Origin of the sequence: Rubeoparvulum massiliense, from assembly GCF_001049895.1 — a bacterium.
Classification (GTDB): domain Bacteria; phylum Bacillota; class Bacilli; order Rubeoparvulales; family Rubeoparvulaceae; genus Rubeoparvulum; species Rubeoparvulum massiliense.
Genome location: NZ_CVPE01000005.1, coordinates 116,662 through 140,479 on the forward strand (window position 1 = coordinate 116,662; position 23,818 = coordinate 140,479).

The 23,818-nt window shown below is 45.3% G+C and carries 20 protein-coding genes, 1 tRNA gene and 1 other RNA gene; 2 read left to right on the plus strand and 20 right to left on the minus strand.

Annotation, left to right across the window (positions count from 1 at the left end):
- Positions 1-37: 37 nt before the first annotated feature.
- Positions 38-3,337: an EAL domain-containing protein gene (locus BN1691_RS05865; protein ID WP_048601309.1), complete on the plus strand. Its 3,300-nt coding sequence runs from the start codon at positions 38-40 to the stop codon at positions 3,335-3,337.
- 25 nt (positions 3,338-3,362) lie between these two features.
- Here the strand turns inward: BN1691_RS05865 and BN1691_RS05870 are convergent, their stop codons facing one another.
- From BN1691_RS05870 to rpoN, 16 genes are all read right to left on the minus strand, one after another.
- Positions 3,363-4,745, minus strand: coding sequence for a sensor histidine kinase (locus tag BN1691_RS05870; RefSeq protein WP_048601310.1), 1,383 nt, complete (start codon positions 4,743-4,745; stop codon positions 3,363-3,365).
- A complete protein-coding gene (locus BN1691_RS05875) occupies positions 4,738-5,436 on the minus strand; it encodes a response regulator transcription factor (RefSeq protein ID WP_048601311.1) in 699 nt (232 codons plus the stop codon). Before BN1691_RS05875 ends, BN1691_RS05870 begins: the two co-directional genes overlap by 8 nt.
- Position 5,437: 1 nt before the next feature.
- Positions 5,438-5,878 carry a PCYCGC motif-containing (lipo)protein gene (locus BN1691_RS14660; RefSeq protein WP_390621636.1) on the minus strand — a complete coding sequence of 147 codons (441 nt, stop codon included), beginning with the start codon at positions 5,876-5,878 and terminating at the stop codon, positions 5,438-5,440.
- A 184-nt stretch (positions 5,879-6,062) separates the two neighbouring features.
- Positions 6,063-6,704: a hypothetical protein gene (locus BN1691_RS05885; protein ID WP_048601313.1), complete on the minus strand. Its 642-nt coding sequence runs from the start codon at positions 6,702-6,704 to the stop codon at positions 6,063-6,065.
- Positions 6,705-7,054: 350 nt separating this feature from the next.
- Positions 7,055-7,279, minus strand: a complete 225-nt coding sequence (locus BN1691_RS05890) for an antitoxin VbhA family protein (RefSeq protein WP_048601314.1) — start codon at positions 7,277-7,279, stop codon at positions 7,055-7,057.
- Positions 7,280-7,417: 138 nt separating this feature from the next.
- Positions 7,418-7,774, minus strand: a transfer-messenger RNA (tmRNA) gene (gene ssrA / locus BN1691_RS14100).
- Between the two features lie 104 nt (positions 7,775-7,878).
- Entirely contained in the window at positions 7,879-8,346 is a 468-nt protein-coding gene (smpB, locus tag BN1691_RS05895) for an SsrA-binding protein SmpB (RefSeq protein ID WP_048601654.1), read from the minus strand.
- Positions 8,347-8,475: 129 nt separating this feature from the next.
- Positions 8,476-10,836, minus strand: a complete 2,361-nt coding sequence (gene rnr / locus BN1691_RS05900) for a ribonuclease R (RefSeq protein ID WP_082147067.1) — start codon at positions 10,834-10,836, stop codon at positions 8,476-8,478.
- A 27-nt stretch (positions 10,837-10,863) separates the two neighbouring features.
- A complete protein-coding gene (locus BN1691_RS05905; RefSeq protein ID WP_048601315.1) occupies positions 10,864-11,607 on the minus strand; it encodes an alpha/beta hydrolase in 744 nt (247 codons plus the stop codon).
- Between the two features lie 80 nt (positions 11,608-11,687).
- Positions 11,688-12,374: an alpha/beta hydrolase gene (locus tag BN1691_RS05910; RefSeq protein WP_048601316.1), complete on the minus strand. Its 687-nt coding sequence runs from the start codon at positions 12,372-12,374 to the stop codon at positions 11,688-11,690.
- Between the two features lie 111 nt (positions 12,375-12,485).
- A complete protein-coding gene (secG, locus tag BN1691_RS05915; RefSeq protein ID WP_048601317.1) occupies positions 12,486-12,719 on the minus strand; it encodes a preprotein translocase subunit SecG in 234 nt (77 codons plus the stop codon).
- Between the two features lie 113 nt (positions 12,720-12,832).
- On the minus strand, positions 12,833-14,119 hold the full coding sequence (gene eno, locus BN1691_RS05920) for a phosphopyruvate hydratase (protein WP_048601318.1): 1,287 nt from the start codon (positions 14,117-14,119) through the stop codon (positions 12,833-12,835).
- Positions 14,120-14,264: 145 nt separating this feature from the next.
- On the minus strand, positions 14,265-15,809 hold the full coding sequence (gpmI, locus tag BN1691_RS05925) for a 2,3-bisphosphoglycerate-independent phosphoglycerate mutase (RefSeq protein ID WP_147545710.1): 1,545 nt from the start codon (positions 15,807-15,809) through the stop codon (positions 14,265-14,267).
- Entirely contained in the window at positions 15,810-16,586 is a 777-nt protein-coding gene (gene tpiA, locus BN1691_RS05930) for a triose-phosphate isomerase (RefSeq protein ID WP_315969538.1), read from the minus strand. It lies immediately after the preceding gene.
- A gap of 13 nt (positions 16,587-16,599) precedes the next feature.
- Entirely contained in the window at positions 16,600-17,787 is a 1,188-nt protein-coding gene (locus tag BN1691_RS05935) for a phosphoglycerate kinase (RefSeq protein ID WP_048601320.1), read from the minus strand.
- Positions 17,788-17,911: 124 nt separating this feature from the next.
- Positions 17,912-19,297 (minus strand): RNA polymerase factor sigma-54, encoded by a 1,386-nt coding sequence (gene rpoN, locus BN1691_RS05940; protein ID WP_048601321.1) that lies wholly within the window; start codon positions 19,295-19,297, stop codon positions 17,912-17,914.
- Between the two features lie 148 nt (positions 19,298-19,445).
- Here rpoN and BN1691_RS05945 point away from each other — a divergent pair.
- Positions 19,446-19,524, plus strand: a tRNA-Arg gene (locus BN1691_RS05945).
- A gap of 113 nt (positions 19,525-19,637) precedes the next feature.
- Here BN1691_RS05945 and BN1691_RS05950 read toward each other — a convergent pair.
- Genes BN1691_RS05950 through BN1691_RS05965 form a run of 4 tightly spaced genes read right to left on the minus strand, consistent with a single transcriptional unit; the run spans position 19,638 to position 23,764 of the window.
- On the minus strand, positions 19,638-20,447 hold the full coding sequence (locus tag BN1691_RS05950; RefSeq protein ID WP_048601322.1) for a flagellin N-terminal helical domain-containing protein: 810 nt from the start codon (positions 20,445-20,447) through the stop codon (positions 19,638-19,640).
- Positions 20,437-20,967, minus strand: coding sequence for a flagellar export chaperone FliS (locus BN1691_RS05955; RefSeq protein ID WP_048601323.1), 531 nt, complete (start codon positions 20,965-20,967; stop codon positions 20,437-20,439). Before BN1691_RS05955 ends, BN1691_RS05950 begins: the two co-directional genes overlap by 11 nt.
- Positions 20,968-20,999: 32 nt before the next feature.
- Complete coding sequence (locus tag BN1691_RS05960; RefSeq protein ID WP_048601324.1) at positions 21,000-21,344, minus strand: EscU/YscU/HrcU family type III secretion system export apparatus switch protein; 345 nt, start codon at positions 21,342-21,344, stop codon at positions 21,000-21,002.
- The gene (locus tag BN1691_RS05965) at positions 21,341-23,764 is read right to left on the minus strand and encodes a hypothetical protein (protein WP_048601325.1); all 2,424 of its coding nucleotides are present in this window, start codon (positions 23,762-23,764) and stop codon (positions 21,341-21,343) included. Before BN1691_RS05965 ends, BN1691_RS05960 begins: the two co-directional genes overlap by 4 nt.
- Positions 23,765-23,818: the final 54 nt, after the last annotated feature.

Sequence of the window (23,818 nt, forward strand, 5' to 3'; positions counted from 1 at the left end):
TGAGCCTATGGCAGAAGATGTAAGGAGGAAACTATGCATGCTACAGTCATTGTTCAATCGTTTCACATCAAGCAATCCAAATCTTGATATCGAAGAAGATCTTCAACAAATATATAATCTGCTTTTTGAGCAAGATAGTTTACCTGAAGCTGTCTTGGATGAGCATGGAACAATCCTTTTGGCCAATCAAGAATTTAAAGAGCTATTTCAGCTGCGAAAGGTGAGCGGCCTTCAACTATCAACCCTGCTTAATCCCTCTAGCTGTGATCAGTTTAAGTCCTACCTTATCAATGTTTTTGATGGTGACTCCTACCTCGAGACCATGGACTTTCAGCTACCTGACCAGCAAATTCTACCCATTCCCACCCGCCTTCTTCCCATCTCAAGCAAGCGTTCACCTGTGGACTTTGTTCTATGCAAGCTAGAGATTGCTTCCGGTGTAGGAGAGTCTGACCTCTTTTTTTCCCAAACAGAACGACTGGATGCATTACTAACCACACTACCCATCTCACTCTATATCCTAGCTGTGAAAAAACAGCAATTTACCTACCTTAGTCAAGGCGTAGAAAAAATCTGGGGTGTACCCCGTACGCTTTTACAATCCAATTCTAGCTTACTTACACAACACGTTCACCCTGATGATCTAGCCAAGGTAGAGAAGCTGCCCCACGCTCGCTCGGTTCATGAGACTTACCATCACACCTTCCGCATTCTCCAACAGAACGGTGAGATCCATTGGATCCTTGAACATCGTTTCCCGAAAAAAGACCACCAAGGAGAAGTGGTGGGCTTATTAGGTATCGCCATCGATATCACCAATAAAGAATTAAACCGACGTGGTATCGAAGAAGCAAAGCAGCAGGTGGAGCTATTAAAACGAGGACTAGAAGATACGCTTCCCCTCCTCCAAGCTGATGAAGCTGGTAGAGTGGTCCACATTAACACCCAGTTCTGTCAGCTGACCCAATATAGTGCTCAAGAGCTACTCACACACCATAATCCCTATCTGCCAACAAAGGCATGGGGCAAGCTAACTCAAGGTGAATGCTGGTATGGCCAATGGGAGACCACCAAAAAGGACGGGAGTCTATTAATTCTTTCTATCGCTGCGATTCCTGCCATGAGAAACGGAACCCTCTCTGGATATCTTGCCATCTATCAGGATCATACTAGTGAAAAGGTGATCAAGGAGCTACTAGATGAGCTGCAAACAAGAATTACCCATGCCCAAGGTCTTGCAAAAATTGGTTGCTGGGAACGGGACTGCACCACCGATCAAATCACCATCACCCCTGAGATTACCCATATTCTCGGCTACCCTAGTAGTGAGCTAGTTACCTTGGAGAAATTTATGTCCCATGTACACCCCGATGATTTACCCAGTATGTACGAGAAACTGAATCTCTTAAAAATTGGCCAAAAAGTAAACTTTGTGCATCGAATTATCCATGCAGATCATTCCATTCGCTATGTACATCAAATTTGTGAAGTATTAAAAGATGAAAATGGTACTCCTCTTAAATCCATTGGGACGATCCAAGATATTACGGAACAAAAAAATTTCGAAGCCAAATATCGCAAAATGGCTTATGAAGATGAGTTAACCATGCTACCCAATCGCCGTAGTTTAGAAGAGAAAATCGATCACATGATCGAAGATAGTAGAAAAAAGCATGAAATGTTTGCCCTTCTTTCGCTCTATGTGAATAATTTTTCACGGATCAATAGTAACTTTGGCTATGAAATGGGTGATCGCCTTCTCCGAAAGGTAGCGTTTCGCCTTAAACGGTACACAAAAGAACATCACGGCTTCGTTGGCCGCTTGTTCGGGAACCGTTTTTTAATTCTCTGCCCCATCAAGGAGATAGATGAGCTTAAAGTACTAGCTGAAGGGCTGATTAAACAATTTGAAGAACCCTATATTATTGATGATTATCATCTCAATTTAACCATCAATCTCGGCATCAGCACATTCCCGCTAGATGGAGAAGATGGAAAAGCATTGCTTAAGCATGCTGATATTGCACAAGCCCGCTCCTCTGAACGAGGAATGAATCAATATGAGTGCTATACATCCACCATGAATGTTCAGTCCTACCGTCATTTCTCCTTAGCCAATGACCTGGTTCAGGCTTTCAATGAACACAAGTTCAAAGTATATTTCCAGCCCCGCGTGGAGCCTTATCAATTTCACATTGTCGGTGCAGTGGCAAGTATTTATTGGGAGCATCCTGAATGGGGCGTGATTCCGACCCAGGACCTCATATCACTTACAGAAGAGACTGGACTTACTCTCCCCATAGGTGACTGGTTATTTCAACAGGTACTTCGTCAAATCAGCCAGTGGCAAGAAGCTGACGAACCAATTGTGCCCATCTCCATTCGTTGTTCCACCTTACAATTTCTCGATCCCCACCTAGTGAGGGATCTCCTTCAGCTCCTCTCTCAATATAAGATTGAACCTCATTGGCTTGAGCTTGAACTGAGTGAGCGTGTCAACCTCGAAGAGAATCAGGAAATTTTGCGCTCAATTCATCAGATTCGAGAAGCAGGGATCAAGTTAACCATCAATAACTTTGGTACAGGTCATTCCTCCTTCCTTTTCTTAAAGGAGCATCAGGCAGATAAGTTAAAGATTGATTATCGCTTTATTGCAGATATCTATAAAAATAACGAAAGCCGTTTTATCGTGCAAAGCATTCTCCATCTCGCTCAGCTTTTGAAAATTAAGGTGGTAGCTGATGGCGTAACCAATGCTGAGCAATTGCGAATCTTACAGGATTTGAAGTGTTCAGAAATGAAGGGACCGCTCTTTGGTCAATCGATGGGAGCGGAGGAATTTAATAAGCTGTTACAAAAAGGGAGCTGTAAACCCTTAGTCTCTTCATTTTCCAAGGAGAACTTGTATGAACGGAGAAAGTACTTCCGTATTTCCTTTACCTATCCCCTTGAAGCCAATATGACCATTGCTAATATTGGTGCAAAAAAAGTAAAGGTTGGTTACACCACAGTATTAATCAATGATATCGGTCCAGGAGGACTCTGTTTCTTCACCAATGTAAAGCTACCACTCTCAGAAGAGTTGACCCTATGCTTCACCACCATTCTCTTAGGCGAAGAGATCCAATTTTACGGTCATAATGTTTGGACCGAAGAAGTACAGAAAGACCTCTACCGATATGGCGTAGAATTTCATATGGAGGAGAAAGAGCGAGAACAGTACATTGCATTCTTTAATCAGCTCCAAGTGAAATTAAAAAATGAGGTCTGGTTGAATAATTGTAGCTTCATTAAAATTCATAATCGAGCTGAATATTTTAAACGTGAACAAGAATAGCTGGGATAAAAACATCCCAGCTTTTTTATACGGGAAAGTCCAATCTGACCACCGTTCCGACCCCAACCTCACTCTTGATGGAAATCTCTCCATGATGAGCTTTCATCAAAGCATGAACAACGGATAAGCCGATACCAGCCCCCCCTGTTTTTCGATTCCTTGATTTTTCACCGCGATAGAATCGTTCAAATAGGTGGGGAAGATCTTCTGCTGCTATTCCCTGTCCCGTATCTTCAATTTGAAAACGTATCATTTCCCCAGTTTGCTGAGCAGATAATTTCACCTTTCCTCCAGCTCCTGTATATTTCAGCGCGTTGTCCATGATATTAATCATGATTTGCATAAACCGATCGCGATCCACAGTGACCTGCAATGTAGGAGCTGGTGGCTTCAGAATGAGTTGCACTTCTCGCTCATAGAATGCAGGGAAAAAGTGCTCATAGATATTTTGAAGAAGCGCTTGTACAGAAAAGGATTCCTTTTGGAGTTGAATTTGTGGATTCTCTGCTGCTAATAATGTATCCATCTCATTCACCAGTCCAACCAACCGCATCAGCTCATGATGACTCTGCTTTAACCGTTCTGGCGTAGGCTCCCATACTCCATCTTGAAAGGCTTCCAATTGGCTACGAAGGGTAGCGAGTGGTGTTCGGAGCTCATGGGCAAGATCATCGGTAAACTGCTTTCGTAAGCTCTCCTGATATTGTAAGGACTCAGCTAATTCATTGATAGCCAATGCTAATTGTTTCATCTCTTCCGATTGGTTCTCGGTGGGGATCCGAACAGTGAGATCATGCTGTTGTAGTGAGCGAGCTGCCTCTTCCATCTCTCGTAGCCCCATGGTAATTCGCCGTGTAAAAAGGATACTAAAAAGAATACCCAGTAGGATCATTACTACAGCAGCCAGCAAGATGTTGCGATTAAACCGTTCAAAAAAATAGAAGTCGCCTTGCGTATATCCTTTAAAAAAATAGACCTCTAACTGTGCAATGGTGTTGTCATTCCACTGAACCGGATATTCTTCTACCAATAAATCAAAAGACTCCAGCTCAGCGGAGGATTCCATCATCATGCCATTGATCATCATGTGCTCCATCATCTTGATTAGCGGAGTTGAATCAATGATCAATCTCCCTTGCTGATCATATATTTTGTAATAAAGGTAGTCGGTCATGGCTTGCAAATGGATGAGACTACCTGCCAGTTCACCATTCATTCTTCCATTTGCTTCATATTCTTCAACCAACCGCTGACGAAGCTGATCCACTTGTTCCTCTCGTTTCTGCTGCAAGTAATCATCAAAGCTATCGGTAAAACCCCATTGTATTGCTACACTCACAATGATAATGCTGCTTAAGGAGATGAGGAGGAAGAGGATGAGAAGTCGGGATTGGAGGCTTTTAAACATCGGGCTGCCCACCAAATTTATATCCCATTCCAAACACCGTAAGGATATAGACTGGCTCCTTAGGATCCGTTTCGATCTTCTTCCGTAGATTTTTTACATGGACATCAATACTCCGCTCATAACTCTCATAAAGATCTCCTTGTACCTTCTCCAATAGCTCCGCACGACGATAAACTCGCCCTGGATATTGAGCCATTCCACTTAATAGCTTAAATTCAATGGGAGTTAAAGAGACGAGCTCGCCCTTCACCTTCACTTCTTGCTTAGGTAGGTCGATAAACAGTTCGCCACCTTGATAGGAGTAACATTCTTCCTCCTTGAGCTTCTTAATTCTTCGAAGAATGGCCTGGGCTCGAACCACGACTTCTCTAGGACTGAATGGTTTTACCACATAATCATCAGCACCGATGACAAGTCCATGGATTCGATCAGCTTCTGCAGTTTTTGCAGTGAGCATGATGATAGGTACATCGGACTCCTGACGAATCCGTTCACATATCTCCTCACCTTTCATATCGGGGAGCATTAGATCAAGAATTATTAAATCAGGATTCCACTTCTGGAATTGCTCCATTGCTTCCCTTCCTGTCTCAGCAGTTTCTACTTTATACCCTGCTTGCTCAAAATAGGATCGCAAGACATCACCAATCATGGGCTCATCGTCAACGATTAAGATTTGGACCGGTGTCATGTTATTCCCTTCCTTCGTCGGGTATGGATGTCGGTGTAGGATCTCCATACTGTTCATACTTCTCCACGATATTTAGATGTATCTCACGTAAAGACTTGCCATCTTCCCATTCTGCTACCGCCTCCCGGGCGATATTCACGCAGATGTCTCAAGTCGAGCCATGGGAGTCCCAGCTGATCACTTCTTGGTTAGGACCCAACTCGCCAATGAAACAATCTAGATTACTCTTATGTCCTATGGTACCACAGCCACAATAGCAGGGAACACTAGCAAGTACCTGTGGATATTGAGCTGCCTTCCCATATGCATCCTCCACCTTCCACCCTTTGGATGTTGCATAGTTGGGGAGAAGAAGTTGCGTATCTCCTTGATTACTACAGGCTGTTCCAAGTATGCTAATGAACATTAACAGCAATAGTAAGCTACCTATTCTTCGTTTCATTTCATCCTTCAACTCCATCTGAACCTTAGTCGCTCTTATTTCGAAGCTTAGCGGCACTTTACTCCCACTTTCATAGATGGGAGTATTAGTAACGCCGCAGAGATAAATTATAGGAAAAAGTTATGTAGATGTTATGAAGATCAAATCCTTGTATAAGAAAAGAGCACCAAGAAGGTGCTCTTTTCTAACGATTTTTTATTTTATAGATTTCCCGATCATGTTCTGCAATTTTTTGATCATAATAAGCAAGATCTTGCTTGGAAACCATCTGGATGCGAATTTCTGTCACATCATTTCTCACATCAGTCACTTCGCCTCGTAGTGAATGGAGATCCATGCTCAAGCCCTCTAATTTTGCATCCGTTTCTTCCTGTCGATCTAGGATCGCTCTAGCAAGTTGAAACAACTCACTCTGACCTGATTCTAAAGCGTCCAGTCTGGTATTAACACCTACTAGCTCTGATTGAACACCGACTAGACCTGTCTGTACTTCGGTGAGTTCTGTCCTTACTTCGGCCAGATCCGTCTTTACTTCGCTCAGTTCTGTCTTGACTCCGGTTAAGTCCGTCTTTACCTCGCCAAGGTCCGTCTTGACTTCGGCTAGATCCGCCTTTACTTCGCTCAGTTCTGTCTTGACTCCGGCTAAGTCTGTCTTTACCTCGCCAAGGTCCGTCTTCACTTCGGCTAGATCCGCCTTTACTTCGCTCAGTTCTGTCTTGACTCCCGCTAAGTCCATCTTCACTTCTTTGAACTCTGTTTTCATTTCCTGGATATCATGTTTAATCGTAGATAGCTCATTGATGATAAAATCCAGTTTCTCTTCCACCGGTATCATCCTTTCGGCTATTTTCGCAGCACCTCTCAATGTTAGTTATTTACATTTTGATATAAAAGATGTGGGAGGTCAAGCGATAATTGAAGAAGGATGAAGCACTTAAAAAAGTAGCACCCCTGCAAAATATTAGGGGAGCCACTTCATTGGAAGGTATAGTTTTATTCAACAAATTACATATCTCTACCTATTTAAGGTTTCCTTTAATTGGACTTAAGTTTAGAATTCTTAAACGGTCTGCTGTTATCATTCGCTCAAATGCATCAAGTTGCTTTTGGTTCTTAAATTCTGGGATATTAATTAATACATCACTACCAGGAAAGCAGTATCTTGATTCTTCTTGTTTATACATTTTTGGCAATTTCTCTAGCGCGAGCTATAAACTCTGAATAACTTAATCGTCCATTAGCTCTTTCTAATAACAACTGTTCTTCCTGTGTAGTAAAATGGATCCCTTCAATTTCAAGGGATGCTTTGGCATGCATTAGAGCGCTCTTGCTTTTCTTATGATTATTTTTCCTCACCATAATCATTCCTCTTCTGCTCCAATTTACTACATTAATATGCATTCAGTTTGTCCACCTTTCACAGCTAAAATACTCTTTATATATATTTATACAATTTAGATATTTTTCATCTTATAAGGGCGAACTCAACACTAAAAATAAAAAGCCAACCTCATTCTGTCGGCTTAATTATGACTATTATGGTGGAGGTGAGGGGAGTCGAACCCCTGTCCGAAAATAACGCAACATCAGTTTCTCCGAGCGCAGTCACCTGAGGGAGATTCGCTTCATGAGCTGGCAAGTGACAACCTACTTATGAAGCTAGTCTGATTGGTTCTCTTCCCTTAGCTCCAGACGGAAGCCTTAGGCGTATCCCACGGTAGGTGAGCCCTAGTCACACAACATGGGCGATTGTGTGGTAGAGCAGCTGGTGCTTAGGCAGCAGCTAGTTGTGTGTTTTGTTTGCCAGTTATTATTGGCGGTTGCGTTTTAACGTGGCCGACCCCACGGCTCGCTTCTGATGCCCGAACTATTCCCGTCGAATCCATAAACACCCCCAGTGGAGTGAATAAGCAACATGATCTACACATACCTATATGTTGCATCTTCATCATAACAGAAAATCAGGGGTTCTTCAATTGATTCCATGTTTTGTATTAAAATTATATTTTTTGGCGCTCACGAAAGGCTCGTTCAATTTCCCGCTTCTGATCCTTGCTCTTTAGATCTTCCCGCTTATCATATAATTTCTTCCCTTTTGCTAATGCCAAATCTACCTTAGCATAGCCGTGGCGTAAATAGAGGCGCAGCGGTACCAAGGTCAAGCCCTTCTCTTTGGTAAGACCAATAAGCTTATCGATCTCTTTCCGCTTTAGGAGTAGCTTCCTTGTCCTAGTGGGCTCATGATTGAAGCGGTTTCCCTGCTCGAAGGGACTAATATGCATATTCAGGAGCACAACCTCACCATTCATGATCCGGGCATAGCTATCCTTTAGATTCACCTTACCTGCACGGATGGATTTGATCTCCGTTCCCGTTAAGACGATCCCTGCTTCTAATGTTTCAACCACTTCATAATCATGGCGTGCCTTTTTATTTTGCGCAACGACTTTAATACCTTCTTTAGCCATGGCTTTTTCCTCCTCCCCAAAGCCATCTACAATGCAGAGGGATTCCCAGCGTACTTTTGCTGAGAGCAAGTATATCACGAAGGGAATGCCTCTGCAATTACTCTCTTTCAACGTTGGATGAACAAAGCATTATTTTCGTTTCCGTGGTGTTCGATGACTGCTTTTCCCTTTGCCAGTGCCTGTTTTCTTCTGACGGTGCTTCCTTTTTCTCGATGGAACAGAATACCACTCATCGCCTTGACTTGATGACCGCTCTTCTCCTGCTTTTTCCTCCACCTTTTTAGGCTGCCTGCTACGAGAACGATCTGCCCTTACTTTTCCTGCTGTGATCACCGTAGGCTGCCGTTTCTTTTCCCGTTTTTGGGACTGGGTACCTACGATTTCCATGTCGATTTTCCGCTCATCCTTATTCACACCGATTACACGGACTCGAACCTGATCACCAATGCGGAAGATCTTACCCGTCCGTTCACCAACGAGGGCATAGGCCTTCTCATGGAAGGAATAGAAATCGTCGGTCATGTAACTCACATGTACCATCCCTTCGATGGTGTTAGGCAATTCCACAAAGAGCCCGAAGGAGGTGACCCCACTGATTACACCCTCGAATTCCTCCCCGATCTTATCCATCATAAATTCCGCTTTCTTCAGATCATCCGTTTCGCGCTCAGCATCGACAGCCACACGCTCACGAATGGAAGCTTGATCAGCGATTTCTGCTAATCGTCCCTGTAGCTTCTTCATTTTCCCTTCTGCCAGCGGACCATTTACATAGCGGTGGATCAGCCGATGGACGATTAAGTCAGGATAACGGCGGATCGGTGATGTAAAGTGGGTATAAAATGATGTGGCGAGACCATAGTGTCCTAAGTTCTCATTGGCGTAACGAGCCTGCTTCATCGACCGTAGTAACAAGCTGTTAATCACTGCTTCCTCAGGCTGTCCCTCTATCTCACTCAGCAAGCTCTGAAGTGCGAGGGGATGAACCTGGTTTGCTGTACCGTGGATTACATATCCTAGATTGGCGATGAATGCTAAGAAGGAAAGCATCTTCTCCTCATTGGGATCCTCATGGATCCGATACATAAAGGGGACTTGCATCCAATGGTAGTGTTCAGCCACCGTCTCATTGGCAGCAAGCATAAACTCCTCGATAAGCCGTTCTGCCTCTCCACGTTCACGTACCACCACGTCTAGAGGCTCACCTTTTTCATTGACCAGTACCTTGGCCTCTTTTAAGTCAAAATCTATGGCTCCGCGGGCCATCCGTTTTTTACGCAATATATGAGATAGTTCATTCATGGCAAAGAACATTTCCAATAGCGTTTCGTAGCGCTGGAGTAGTGTTTCATCCTCACGCTTCAGAATCTGGTTCATATCCTCATAGGTCATTCGTTCCACAGTTCGAATGACACTAGGGAAAATCTCATAGTGAACCACTTTCCCCTGGGCATCAATCTCCATCTCACAGCTTAGTGTCAGCCGATCCTGGCGAGGATTTAAACTGCAGATCCCATTGGATAGACGATGAGGTAGCATAGGAATCACGCGATCCACCAAGTAAACACTACAACCACGAGCTAAGGCTTCCTTATCTAATTCACTACCCTCTCGTACATAATGACTCACATCGGCAATATGAACCCCTAAGCGATAATGGCCATTGGCGAGCTTCTCTACTGCCACAGCATCATCTAAATCCTTGGCGTCCGCACCATCAATGGTAATAATCGCCTGTCCACGTAAATCACGACGGCTGATGAGATCCTCGGGACTGATGGCTTCAGGTACCTTGTCCGCTTCTGCTATCGTCTCATCGCTGAATTTTTCAGGAATTCCATATTTCCGAACAATGGAGAGAATATCGATTCCCGGGTCATTCTTATGTCCGAGAATCTCGATCACTTCTCCTTCCGCGCTCATACGCCCCTCAGGAAACTTCACGATCCTTACAACTACCTTGTGGCCATCTACTGCTCCGCCATGCTTCCCCTTAGGAATAAAGATGTCACGATCCACACGATTATCATCAGGGCGAACAAAGCCGAAGGATTCTTCGTCCATATAGGTGCCCACAATCACCTGATTGGCTCGCTGGAGGATACGTACCACCTCACCCTCCCATTGCTTGCCTTCCCGTGAGCCCTTTTCAATCCGGACTAATACTAAGTCACCATGCATAGCACCCATCATATCCGACGCATGTACATACACATCTGGGAGCTGTGACTCTTCCAACAGAATAAAACCAAATCCCTTGGGATGCTTTTGTAAATGACCACGAAAGAGATTGACCCGCTGCGGGATGGCATAGCGATTGGCTCTTGTACGTACAACCTCACCTTTCTCTTCCAATTGGTTCAATGTCTTAACCAGCTCACGGAATTGCTCGGAGTCTGTTAATTGAAGGGCTTCTTCCAGCTCCTGAACAGTTAGAGGTTTATAGGCTTCTTCCTGAAGTAATGCAAGCAAACGTTCTTCCATGGTCATCACTCTACTTTCTTCTGTTTTCACGTCTTAAGAATGAGCTACAAAGAACTGTAGGACATCCTGAAATAATTGCTTCCGTTCATGATCAAGGGTGATGATATGTGATGATTTGGGATAGATTTTTAACTCCTTATGAATGGATCCCACCTTCTCATAGAGAAGTGCGCCACTTTGTGGTTGGACAGTCTCATCGCGACCGCTCTGTGCGATAAAAATTGGTGTTGTCACCTTCTTAATACTCCTTCGTGTATCGCGTAGTAAACGACGAAGCTGATCAATACTCTCTAACGGTGTATAGGGATAAGGTATAATCTTCTCCTCAATATGTGAAGGCTTTCGTGATCGCCGCTCATGATTCGTCTTGAAATGCTTCAAAAAACCGACGAAGGGGAAAAAGCGATCTTGTACCACCATAGGCGTACTTAAAGTAGCAATAGCTTGTAGTGGATAACGTTGGGCAAGCTGTAGGACTAAGAGTCCACCCATGGAGTGTCCTGCAGCAAACAGTTGGGTACACCCAGCCTTTTGTAGTACCTTTATTCCTTCCTCTGCAGAACAGAGCCAATCCTCCCAGGAGGTGGCACCAAGCTCTTCTGGTGTGGTGCCATGACCAGCCAGTAGTGGTGCATGCACCGTCCAACCTTGATCGGCAAAAAACTCACCCATTGGTCCCATCTCTGCGGTACTTCCGGTAAAGCCATGTACCAATAAGATCCCCCGCTTACCTTGTTGGTAAAAAAAAGGCGCTGGTGAACGGGATGTCATCCTCATGTTTTCTTCCCCTTTTCTTTCCTCGTTTTCCTCTCTTTCCATTGTATCATGATTTTTTCGTTTATTCTGTTTCGATTCTTTTATGAATTCCTTAAAAACTGGTCCACATAGCGAAATATCTCTGCTTGTTCACAACCGTGACAGATAATGTGCGGTGATTGGGGAAGAAAATACAGGTACTTTTCTTCCGTTGGAATGGCCTCATATAAATAGTGGGCACTATGAGCAGGCACTAAATTGTCCTGCTCTCCTTGGATGATTAAGGTTGGTATTTGAACTTGATCGATGGCTGATCGGCAGAAGCGTACCAGTTGATGAAATTGCCAGACCCAGCGTAATGGGGTACGTCTTACCTTCTGCATGTAGCGTTGCCAATCATCCGAAGTTCCCCCTGAGCCTTCCTGGCGAGTCATCCCATTCCCCCGCACTTGATTCCACATTAACTCCAAATTGGGGTAATAAGCGCTAGGGCTTAATAGGATCAATTTCTTGATCGGATAACGATTGGCTAGATAAATAGCGATCATTCCACCCATGGAGAAGCCACAGAGTATTACATCCTGCTCCAGCTGACAAATCTCCATGACCACTTTTTCTACAGAAGCGATCCATTCTGTCCACTGTACATCTGAGCGAAATTGATTTTCTTCATGTCCAGCAAGAACAGGTGTAATGACATTGTAGCCAGAGGAACGTAGGTGGCGAGCAAGGGGTTCTACTTCATAGGGACTGCCTGTAAAGCCATGAATCAAGATGCAAGTGGTCATGGTATCCCTCCTTCTTCTCTTATTGTATCCACGATCAGTAGGTTAACAAACAAAAAAGTAGTCAGAATCACATCTGACTACTTTGATGACAATATGAACTTAATTGGCTGGTTACTTCACAATAAAAGCAACAAGCACCGCAAGAATCATGAAAGATACTGCAAAGGTAACGGTTAACTTGGATAGTAATGCATCCAGTCCCCGGGCTTTTTGTTTACCCATCAGTTGTTCTGCACCACCTGCAATCGATCCAGATAGGCCGGCACTTTTCCCTGATTGTAACAAGACGGTTGCAATTAAACCAAGGGCAGCAATGACCAATAAGATGGTTAAGAATACTTCCACCTGTTTCCACCCCCCTCTTCTTTTACACCAACAGAGTACGCTACTCGATACTATAACAATCGTACTATACCATAATTGAACTAGCCATTCAAGGAGAATTTAACAGATGGCTCTTACATCTCTAGTTGGTAGAAAGAGGACTTGCCACCATAACGTGCAACTGCACCTAATTCATCATGGATGCGTAGTAATTGATTATACTTAGCCACCCGATCCGTCCGAGATGGTGCACCTGTTTTAATCTGACCAGCATTTAATGCTACAGCTAGATCAGCAATGGTAGTATCTTCTGTTTCCCCAGAACGATGGGAGATTACAGTGGTGTATCCTGCACGCTTCGCCATTTCAATAGCATCTAGTGTTTCCGTCAAAGTACCGATTTGGTTTACCTTGATCAAGATGGAGTTTCCAACACCTTTTTTAATTCCTTCGGCTAAACGTTCTGTATTCGTTACAAAGAGGTCATCTCCAACCAACTGGACTTTCTTACCTAAACGGTTGGTTAGCTCCTTCCAGCCCTCCCAATCATCTTCAGCAAGGCCATCCTCGATGGAGATAATCGGATACTTCGCAACTAACTCCTCATAGAATTGGATCATTTCTTCTGCTGTTAGGCTCTTGCCTTCACCGGTAAGCTGATAAACACCATCATGATAGAGCTCCGTAGATGCAACATCAAGGGCAAGGAAGATATCCTTACCTGGTTCATAGCCAGCAAGACGAATGGCTTCCATAATCGTTTGGAGTGCTTCCTCATTAGAGCTTAAATTGGGAGCATAACCGCCTTCATCTCCAACAGCTGTATTGAGACCTTTTCCTTTTAACACCTTATTTAATGCATGGAAAACCTCTGTTCCCATCCGTAAGGCATGCGGGAAGTCTTCTGCACCAACAGGCATTACCATAAACTCTTGGATATCCACATTGTTATCCGCATGCTTCCCACCATTTAAGATGTTCATCATGGGAACAGGCAATGTTTTTCCATTTACGCCGCCAAGATATTGATAGAGTGGTAGACCTAATGCATCGCTAGCTGCACGAGCTACTGCAATGGAGACAGCTAAGATTGCATTGGCACCTAATTTCCCTTTGTTTGGTGTGCCATCCAGGTCTATTAAATACTGGTCAATCGCGATTTGATCGAGGGCATCCCAGCCTACGAGCTCTGGTGCAATCACCTCATTAACGTTCTCAACGGCTTGAAGGACACCCTTCCCACCGAAGCGACTCTTATCACCATCACGTAATTCTACAGCCTCATGAGCACCTGTAGAGGCACCAGATGGAACAATGGCACGTCCTACTGCTCCAGACTCAAGGATGACCTCCACTTCCACGGTAGGATTGCCCCGTGAGTCTAGCACTTCCCGAGCATATAGATCTACGATCATCGTCATAATTATTACCTCCTGTGAATTCACCATAATCTAATTGTAAAGCTTGAGTGCATCTTTTTTTTCTAAATTCAATCCTATGATAATCTTAATCCTTTACTGCATACCATGGAAGTTCAAATTCCATCGCTGTGAATAGCTTATGAAGTTATCTCGCTTCGCCAACGATAATGGGACTTCCCGTCATCTCTTCCGGTTGCTCCAATTCTAATAACCAGAGCATGGTTGGCGCAAGATCAGCTAGCACTCCGCCTTCTCGTAACTGATAACGCTGATCGGTTACAATCAATGGAACCGGTGAGGTGCTGTGTGAGGTTACCGTCTGCCCTGCCTCATCAACCATGTAATCGGCATTGCCATGATCCGCTGTGATCAAAGCGATGCCACCAGCCTTCTGTAATGCTTCCACCACGCGGCCAAGACAGTGATCTACTGTTTCCACAGCCTTAATTGTCGCTTCCATCTGACCTGTGTGCCCAACCATATCACAGTTGGCAAAGTTCAAGATGATCACATCGGGTGTGGCGGTTTCAATCTCGTGAATCACTGCATCAGTTACCTCATAAGCACTCATCTCTGGCTTTAAGTCATAGGTGGCAACCTTCGGTGAATCGATGAGAACACGTTTTTCTCCAGGGAATGGTTGTTCCTGACCGCCATTAAAGAAGAAGGTAACATGAGGATACTTCTCGGTCTCAGCGATCCGAAGTTGCCGTAAACCATGGGAAGAGATGATCTCACCAAAGGTGTGATGTAAGCCAATGGGTGGATAAGCAATCATGGCATCGATGGTCTCACTATACTTGGTAAACGTAGCATAGAAGAGATCACGAGGCGCCTTGGGTCCTCGTTCAAAGCCTGAAAACTCTGCTTGTGTAAAGGCTAAGGATAATTGAATCATCCGATCCGGACGGAAATTGAAGGCGATGATCGCGTCATGATCTTGGATCGTTGCCTTAGGCTTTTCATTTTCGTCAACGAGTACTGTGGGTAGGACAAATTCATCATAAATTCCCTTAGCATACGATTGATCCACTGCTGCAACGGGGTCATGGGCTTTTACTCCCTCACCATCCACCAATGCTCGATAGGATTTCTCCACCCGTTCCCAACGGTGATCACGATCCATGGCATAGTAACGACCATGAATAGTGGCCATTTGACCTACACCCAACTGGACCATTTTTGCTTCTAGCTCCTTGATATAGCCTTTCGCACTGTCCGGTGCAACATCTCGGCCATCTAAGAAGGCATGGACATAGATCTCATTGATTCCTTCCTGCTTGCATAACTGAAGCAAGGCGTAAAGATGTTCTTGATGACTATGTACCCCTCCATCAGAGAGTAAACCATATAGATGCAGGCGAGAACGATGTTTCTTTACATGCTGAATCGCCTTGAGGAGAACCTCATTGCGAAAAAAGTCTCCATCGGCAATGGATTTGGAAATTCGCGTAAACTCCTGATATACAATGCGACCGGCTCCCAAATTTAGATGGCCCACCTCTGAATTTCCCATCTGTCCTTCAGGAAGACCCACACTCATTCCACTAGCCCCCAATAATCCATGGGGGTATTGGTTCCAATACTGATCAAGATTAGGTGTATTGGCATGTAGGATGGCATTCCCCTCTTTCATTTCTCGATACCCGAAGCCATCCATGACAATCAATGCAACAGGACGATGTTTCACTTACATTTCTCCTCCCTTCCCAGCACCTGTAGCCTCTACCAGTGCAAGGAATGAAGCAGGGTCAAGACTGGCTCCGCCTACCAAAGCACCATCGATCTGAGGCTGAGCCATATACTGGGCAATATTGTTAGGTTTGACGCTTCCACCATAGAGGATACGGATCTCCTCAGCACTTCCTTCATCATAGAGTTCTGCCACCACTTGACGGATGAAGCCGATCACTTCATTGGCCTCCTGTGGGTTACATGATTTTCCCGTGCCGATAGCCCAGATTGGTTCATAGGCAAAGGTGATGGAAGCAAGCTGCTCTTGTTTAACGCTAGCAAGGGCTACTTCTACTTGGTGCTGAACAAATGGCTTCGTCTCGTGCTGATTATATAAGGTTTCGCTCTCCCCGATACAGACAATAGGGCGAAGTTGATGGTGCAGTGCAGTATGTACCTTGCGATTCACCAGCTCATCTGTTTCAGCAAAGTAGCCTCGACGTTCTGAGTGTCCGAGGATTACATAAGTGACGCCGAGATCCTTTAGCATTAAAGGGCTGATCTCCCCGGTATAGGCACCCTCTTCTTGATCATACATATTTTGTGCTCCCAGACTGATCCCAATCCTGTGAAAAGGCTCACCTAAGATGGGTAAAGCAGTAAATGGAGCACAGATTGCTAGATCAACAGAGCTCGTAACAGGAAGCGTCTCTGCAATTTGGCTCGCAAATTGGACTGCTTCCTTATTAGTTTTATACATTTTCCAGTTGCCTGCGAGCAATGGCTTGCGCAACATGATCACCTCATTATTGTTGATCTTGTAGAGCCTTCACACCTGGTAGTTCCTTGCCTTCTAGGAACTCTAATGAAGCTCCGCCGCCTGTAGAGATATGTGTCATCTGATCAGCGAGTCCCGATTGTTCCACGGCAGCTGCTGAATCACCGCCACCGATGATCGTAAGCCCGTCAGTCTCTGCGCATGCTTGCGCCACCGCTAGAGTCCCTTGGGCAAAATCAGGGATTTCAAAGACACCCATCGGCCCATTCCAGACCACAGTCTTCGATTGAAGAATGGCTTCACGATAAGCTGCGATGGTTTTAGGTCCCATATCTACAGCGATCCAGCCATGCATAATGGCATAGATAGGTACCTCCATTTTTTGTGCCCCTGGCTTCAATTCATCGGCGATAATCACATCTTGGGGAAGCAGTAATTGGACACCCTTCTCCTCAGCTTTTTCAATGAAGGATTTTGCCAACTCAATCTTCTCATCATCAACAAGGGATTTCCCTGTCTCATGTCCAAGTGCACGGATAAAGGTATTGGCTAATCCACCACCAATGATTAAGGTGTCTACCTTATCCAACAGGCTTTCAATGACGCCGATTTTATCCTTTACCTTTGCGCCACCAATGATGGCTGTAAAGGGACGTGCTGGGTCAGCTAAGGCCTCACCAAGAAATTTAAGCTCTTTTTCCATTAAAAAGCCAGCTACTGCAGGAATATGATGAGCGATCCCTTCGGTAGATGCATGAGCACGGTGCGCTGTGCCAAAGGCATCATTGACATAGATCTCTGCCAGTGCTGCAAAGGCGCTCGCTAAAGCAGGATCATTCTTCTCTTCTCCTGCTTCAAAGCGAACATTTTCTAGAAGTAGCACCTCACCTGCTTGTAATTGAGCGACTGCCTTCTCAACCTCTGCGCCAATCACTTGATTCACTTTCTTCACTGGTTTCCCGAGCAACTCCTCTAAGCGCTCAACTACCGGATTTAAACGTAATTCCTCAACAACGACTCCCTTTGGTCTTCCTAAGTGGCTGGCCAAAATCAATTTGGCACCATGGTCTAATAGATATTGAATCGTAGGTATTGCAGCACGAATCCGTGTATCATCGGTGACCTCACCTGCTTGCAATGGTACGTTAAAATCGACACGGCAAAAAATGCGCTTACCTGCTACATCTACATCACGAATGGTCATCTTCTTAAACATTCTTCTACCTCCTTGCATGAGAAATAGGACGTATTCGTCCTATAATTTTCCTTGCCTTTATTGTACGTGTTTCTTGAAACAATTAGCAACATTTCTCTTGGACAAACTTCTCATCCCTTGTTCCTTAACCCTCATAACGTTTTCGCTTTGATGAAGGAAGAATTCCTAACTCATCACGATACTTGGCGACGGTCCGTCGCGAGATTTGGAAGCCTTTTTGCTTTAAGAGCTCAGCTAATTTCTGGTCAGATCGCGGTTTCCCAGGGTTTTCGTCTGCGATTAGTGCCTTCATCTCTGCCTTCACCTGACTAGATGATACTCCTTCTCCCTCTGCATTACGCACGCCAGATAGGAAGAACGCCTTTAATTCCATAATGCCATGAGGAGTCTGGGCATATTTCTGCTGTGTCGTCCTGCTGACTGTAGACTCGTGCATCTCAATCTCTTCCGCAATCTCCCGTAACGTAAGAGGCTTTAAAGCTGCTTTACCCAACTTTAAAAAATCACTTTGATGCTCAGCAATGGCGGTAGCCACTCGTAAGATCGTCTGACGCCGCTGTTGAATACTACGGAGAAGCCAGATGGCTTTATCCAAGTTACCCTTGAGGTACTGGGTCACTTCTTGATCTTCTTCCTTCTTTAATAAGTTCCGATACGTAGGTGAGATGCTCAATCTTGGAAGTTGATCATCGTAGGGTACGACCTCCACTTCACCTATTTCATTGAGCTTCATAATCACATCAGGTACGATGAAGCGTACTTCATCCTGGGAAAAGGTTGCTCCAGGTCGAGGCTCCAGCCGCTTTACCAAGTCAGCAATCTGTTGTATTTCCTGAACGCTCACATCCAATATTGTTGCCAATTGGACAAAGCGATGATCCGCCAGATCTTGTAAATGATCTTGAATTACTTGAATGGTTAAGGGATCCGCCAATCCGAGCCGCTCTAACTGAAGGACCAATGATTCTTGGAGGGTACGGGCACCTACTCCAGCAGGCTCCATCCTTTGGATGATGCGGAGTGCTTGTTCTAATTCCTTGAAGGTATATTTAGTTTGACCCTCAGTGAGCTCTACTAAAGAACAATTAAGATAGCCATTGGAATCTAGGTTATAGATAATATATCGACATGCGCTAGCTAAACGAGCACTTAGACGATAATCAACCAACTGCTCACACAGAATATCTGCAAGACTGCCTTGTTTCGCAGAGGCGAGTTGAATGGGATTGAAGAGGTCATCACTGTTATGCTCTCCACTTCCCTGCCACGTTCGTTCCTCCTGCCAGTCCAGTTGTCGATTCATCATTTCTAACTCTTTTAGTTGTTGAATACTTTCTGTTTTTTCCCCAGTTCCCTCCAGCTCTAATAAGGGATTTTCTCGAACCTGCTCCTCGATATAGCTTCGTAAATCAAGGGCAGAATATTGAAGTAACATGATGGCCTGGCGCAATTGGGGGGTCATCGTTAGCTGCATCTTCTGTTCTTGGTAGAGGCCAAAGCCCATCTCCATCAATCATCACCTGCATTTCCCATACTTCTCTACTCCATTATACTCAAAAGCATTCCATGAAGGGAACAAAGAAAGAGGCGAACCCAAAAACAACCTCTTGCTTTTCCCTATACTTTCTCCTATAATAATCTTTGTCACATCGAAAGATGCACCCGTAGCTCAGCTGGATAGAGCGGCGGCCTCCGGAGCCGCGTCTTGCGGGGGTTCGAATCCCTTCGGGTGCACCATACTACATATTGTACATACTGGGGTCATACTCCATTCATTCCATTCAAAAAAAGTCACCATTTGGTGACTTTTTTTGTGTTTAATATGTTTAATGGGGGCTGTCCCCTAGCTTTTATTGCAAGAGCTGTAAAACACCCTGCGGCATCTGATTCGCTTGGGCTAGCATGGCAGTTGCTGATTGGTTCAAGATGGATTGCTTGGTGAAGTAGGTCATTTCCAATGCCATATCTGCATCGCGTACACGGGACTCTGCTGCGGTGAGATTGAGCGTGGTACTGCTTAAGCTCTGAACCGTATGCTCAAGACGATTCTGGTAAGCCCCCAATGAAGAGCGAATGGAAGCGATGGTTTCAATAGCCTGCTCTACTTTACCGATGGCTTCATTGGCCCCTTTCGATGTGGTGAGATCAATGGTATCGATCTGAAGTGCTGTGGGACGGGTATCTGGAATCTTCACCTTTAATATCTGCCCCTCATTAGCGCCAATTTGAAATTGAGTAGAAAACTGACCATCCAAGAGCGTCTTCGTGTTAAACTCCGTATTATCTCCGATCCGCTCCATCTCAGCTCGTAGCTGATTCACTTCCTTCTGAATCTCCTGACGATCTTCTGGTGCATTGGTCTCATTGGCTGCTTGCACTGAGAGCTCACGGATCCGCTGTAGCATGGCATGTACCTCTTGCAAGGCTCCCTCTGCCGTCTGAATGAGCGAGATGCCATCTAAAGCATTTCGTTCAGCCTGCCCCAGACCGCGAATTTGGCTGCGCATTTTCTCTGAGATGGAAAGACCTGCTGCATCATCGGACGAACGATTAATGCGTAGTCCAGACGAGAGCTTCTCTAAATGACTCTCTGTCAAGGTCTGGTTCCGCAACATTTGACGGTAGGCTTCCAATGCATAGATATTATTATTAATCTTCATCTCGATCTCCTCCCCCAGGTTCACGCTTCTTCGTATTTAGATTCTCTTTTTGCTTTACATGCTCTACCTCAGTGATTCGCAGTAATTGTTCCTGCAAATTTTCTTGTTCAATATATGGGTTTATAGCTTGTTGCCTGCCTCGATCATTTCTCTCATGGCTCGTCTGTTTTTGCTTCACAACCAGCTCCCAAGCCTCATCCAATTGCGTAATAATCGTCTCTACTAATTCAAGGGGCTCTCGCCTTTTCTGAAGATCCGCCTGTAAAATCTGCTCTGCACTATAGCTGTAAAGCTGATGAAGTCGGTCCGCGAGAGGACCTGCATCATAATTAAGTCCCCCATCTAGCCGAGCCACGATCTCATAAGCCTTCTGACAAAGATGATTAGCTTCACCATACTGCTTTGCAAGAATCGCTTGTTGAGCATCAGCGATTGTCAGTAACAAGCCCTTATATAGTAAACGGGTTAATTCCTCAGGTCGATTGACCCAATCTCCTAATTCCTGAAGGTTCTCCGTCATGGATTGATTCACCCATCCTTCTTATGGTTCTTTCAACGACTAGGCTCAGTAAAAGTGTTCATCTCTGATAAAAGCTGTTTTACTTCTTCCTCCCGCTGTGCTCGCTGTAAAAGTAATAAAACTTCAGCAATGACTTGATAGAGTTGAGGAGGCACTTCAGATCCTAAATCAATATGGAGCAATGCTTCCACCAATAATGGATCCTGAGTCATGGGGAGCTCTGCTTTCGCTGCCTCTTCAATCAATCGTTCTGCCACCAAGCCCCGACCATGGGCAACAACTCGTGGTGCCCGATCCCGCTCTGGATCATACTTGATGACTGCTGCCTTCTTTTGTGAACGTGGAAGAGATGCATGTTGATCAGCTGCTTGACTCATATTTTAATATCCACCTCACTATTACCAATGTAGCCCGGAGTCGATGACTCTTTCGACTGCAGCTTCGTACGAAGCTCAACGGATTGTTGTTCTGACCATCTCGTCCCTTCCCCTTCATGAGACTGAGGACCTTCTTGTAAAGGGAATTTTTCAAAGGCGATGGAACCCACCTGATAACCGATCTCTGCTAAATGCTCTTGAAAGGTAGTAAATTCTTCCTCAATCCGTGTTGGTGCATCGGGATGATCTGTTTGTACCGTTAGGGTAAGTTGACGGTTTACCACTTGCAGTTGGATTCCTGTCGGGCCAAATTTGGGCTGATCCAAGAGAAAATAGATGGAACAATTCTCCCAATCTACGCTACCCTTGCCCCGATGAGAGCGCAGATGTAATTTTAAAGTGTCCCAACGCTCCTGTTCCCAGATAGGAAGCTGGAGCTGATAGGTTTGTTGAAATGCAGAAGGATCTGCCTTATTTAAAAGTTGCTGTCCTAATAAATGGAGTGATAGCTTATCTAGCATCCGCTGTGATCCTTGCTCACTCTGCTGAAGCAGCGTAAGGAGTGTCCCCTTCAATGTGTCAGGTAACGGTTCACGAGCACTCCCCTGTTGAAGATGACGGGCTAATTCCACCTCTTGTTGCAATCCTAGATTGCGGACGATCTGATGGATATCCCGTGCTCCTAGAAGCTGCGTCTGCTGTTCTTGCAGCTGAACAAGGGCTTGGCGAAGCTGCTCATTACTACCGAGCAGCTGCTTGGTCTGTGCCTGCTGCTCCTGGATAAAACGCTCCGCCTGAAGCTGAGGTGGCTGCCAGTTTATCCGACTTACCTGCTGGGCAATTCGTTGTAGTTGCGCGAGCCCCTGCTCTGTCTTACCACCAATCACCTCATGACGAAGTGATGAGAGCTGACTAGATATTTTCATCAACTGCTTCTCTAGTTCCATCGTGGAAAAGGTAGCAAATTCATGACTAAGCAACTGGCGATCCAATTGACGAATCGTTGCATCGATCATGGAGAGTAAGCCTTCCTTACTCTGATTACCTGATTGAAGCAACATGGTCATCTGCTTCACCTGATGCTGCAGTTGTAACTGAAACTGGCGAAAAGCAAAGTGAAGGGATTGCATCCGTTCCTTCAATCCCGTGATTAGCAATTCAGGTTCAGCTTGTTGGGAGGGTGCCATCCCAGTCGGTAACGTGGTTAACTCGGTTCGCAGTCGCTGAAATGCTTCTTGGAGGATGGCTGGTGCTTGCTCTTCCTTCCCCATCAGTTGGAAGAGAATGGCTCGATTTAAGGCCTCTTGAAGAGTTTGAAGCCCTTGCTTTCCCTCTCCTTCACGTCCTAGCAGGGATTGGAGTTGCTTCAGATCCCCCTTCCAGTCCTGAAGATCGGGTACACCCCTTCCTTCTTGCCAGCTAGCCAAACGCTCCTCCCACTGCCCAAGCGTCGGTAATAGTTGGAGAACTTGTTCTTCAGATACAACCTGATTAGCAGATTGTGTTACACTCTGTAGTTCTCCTTCTACCTTGCCTAGTAACCGCAGGAGTAGGGGATCCACCTGCCCCCGTTCTATGTGATTCACCTGTGAGGTCTGAATCAATGTATCTAACTCTTGAAGTGCAAGGGTTAGTGATTCACTTGCATGAACATAGGCCTGATTCATCATCAGGGTATGGAGAAGGGACCAGGTCTCCTGATCCAATAATTGATGAGCACCATACTGCTTCAGCTGTTGAATTAATTGGAGCAGCTGTTGGGGAGTAAGACTCTCCTGTGGAAAGCTGGCGATGGCTTCTCCGATTTTCTGTAGCATTTCCGGTGTAAGGGCTTCTCGAGGTAGCTCCATCTGCAAGCGCTCTTCAACCTCATGAAGGAGTGAACCTAGTTCTTCGCCATGTAGCACTTGATCCACCGCTTCGTAAGCTTGACGCGTGATGGGAAGCTGTTTTTGTGCCATCACCTGCAGGGTCTCCATTTTGCTGGTCAGCTCACCATCCTCATGGAGAATTTGCTGGATGAGTTGGACCTCCTCTGAACGAGGAAAGCCTCCCTGCTCTCCATAAATGGCAACCACTTGTCGTAGTTCATTCGATGGCTGGGTAATCCCCAGTTTCGCAAGATATGTATCCACAGGTGATGTAGCACTACTTTTTCCATGAGGGATCATACGTGCAAGAATGACGCCCTGATCATTGGCGCCTTCAATCTGGATTGTAATGCGACCTTGCCGAGGCAATTCTCCCTGTACCTGAACACGATAGCTTTGCCCCTGAATCTCTAGCTCAGCCTCATTCTGCGAATAGAGCTGACGAATCACCCCTTGCACCTGTGCTCCTGGACGGAACCAGGTAGCCGTGGAAAGCGATGTAGCTCCTTGGACTGCTGCTGGCAACATCGCTGACTGATTGATTCTCACCTGTACTCCCCCCAGTGCTCCCCTTCATTGTTCTACTCTTGATTATTATCGGTT

What these genes read in the sequence shown, in the direction of transcription:
- BN1691_RS05865 (WP_048601309.1), top strand. Translation starts at nt 38, where the DNA reads ATGCTACAGTCATTGTTCAATCGTTTCACATCAAGCAATCCAAATCTT.
- BN1691_RS05870 (WP_048601310.1), bottom strand. Translation starts at nt 4,745, where the DNA reads ATGTTTAAAAGCCTCCAATCCCGACTTCTCATCCTCTTCCTCCTCATC.
- BN1691_RS05875 (WP_048601311.1), bottom strand. Translation starts at nt 5,436, where the DNA reads ATGACACCGGTCCAAATCTTAATCGTTGACGATGAGCCCATGATTGGT.
- BN1691_RS05890 (WP_048601314.1), bottom strand. Translation starts at nt 7,279, where the DNA reads ATGCATATTAATGTAGTAAATTGGAGCAGAAGAGGAATGATTATGGTG.
- smpB (WP_048601654.1), bottom strand. Translation starts at nt 8,346, where the DNA reads ATGGCTAAAGAAGGTATTAAAGTCGTTGCGCAAAATAAAAAGGCACGC.
- rnr (WP_082147067.1), bottom strand. Translation starts at nt 10,836, where the DNA reads ATGACCATGGAAGAACGTTTGCTTGCATTACTTCAGGAAGAAGCCTAT.
- BN1691_RS05905 (WP_048601315.1), bottom strand. Translation starts at nt 11,607, where the DNA reads ATGAGGATGACATCCCGTTCACCAGCGCCTTTTTTTTACCAACAAGGT.
- BN1691_RS05910 (WP_048601316.1), bottom strand. Translation starts at nt 12,374, where the DNA reads ATGACCACTTGCATCTTGATTCATGGCTTTACAGGCAGTCCCTATGAA.
- eno (WP_048601318.1), bottom strand. Translation starts at nt 14,119, where the DNA reads ATGACGATGATCGTAGATCTATATGCTCGGGAAGTGCTAGACTCACGG.
- BN1691_RS05935 (WP_048601320.1), bottom strand. Translation starts at nt 17,787, where the DNA reads ATGTTTAAGAAGATGACCATTCGTGATGTAGATGTAGCAGGTAAGCGC.
- rpoN (WP_048601321.1), bottom strand. Translation starts at nt 19,297, where the DNA reads ATGGAGATGGGCTTTGGCCTCTACCAAGAACAGAAGATGCAGCTAACG.
- BN1691_RS05950 (WP_048601322.1), bottom strand. Translation starts at nt 20,447, where the DNA reads ATGAAGATTAATAATAATATCTATGCATTGGAAGCCTACCGTCAAATG.
- BN1691_RS05955 (WP_048601323.1), bottom strand. Translation starts at nt 20,967, where the DNA reads ATGACGGAGAACCTTCAGGAATTAGGAGATTGGGTCAATCGACCTGAG.
- BN1691_RS05960 (WP_048601324.1), bottom strand. Translation starts at nt 21,344, where the DNA reads ATGAGTCAAGCAGCTGATCAACATGCATCTCTTCCACGTTCACAAAAG.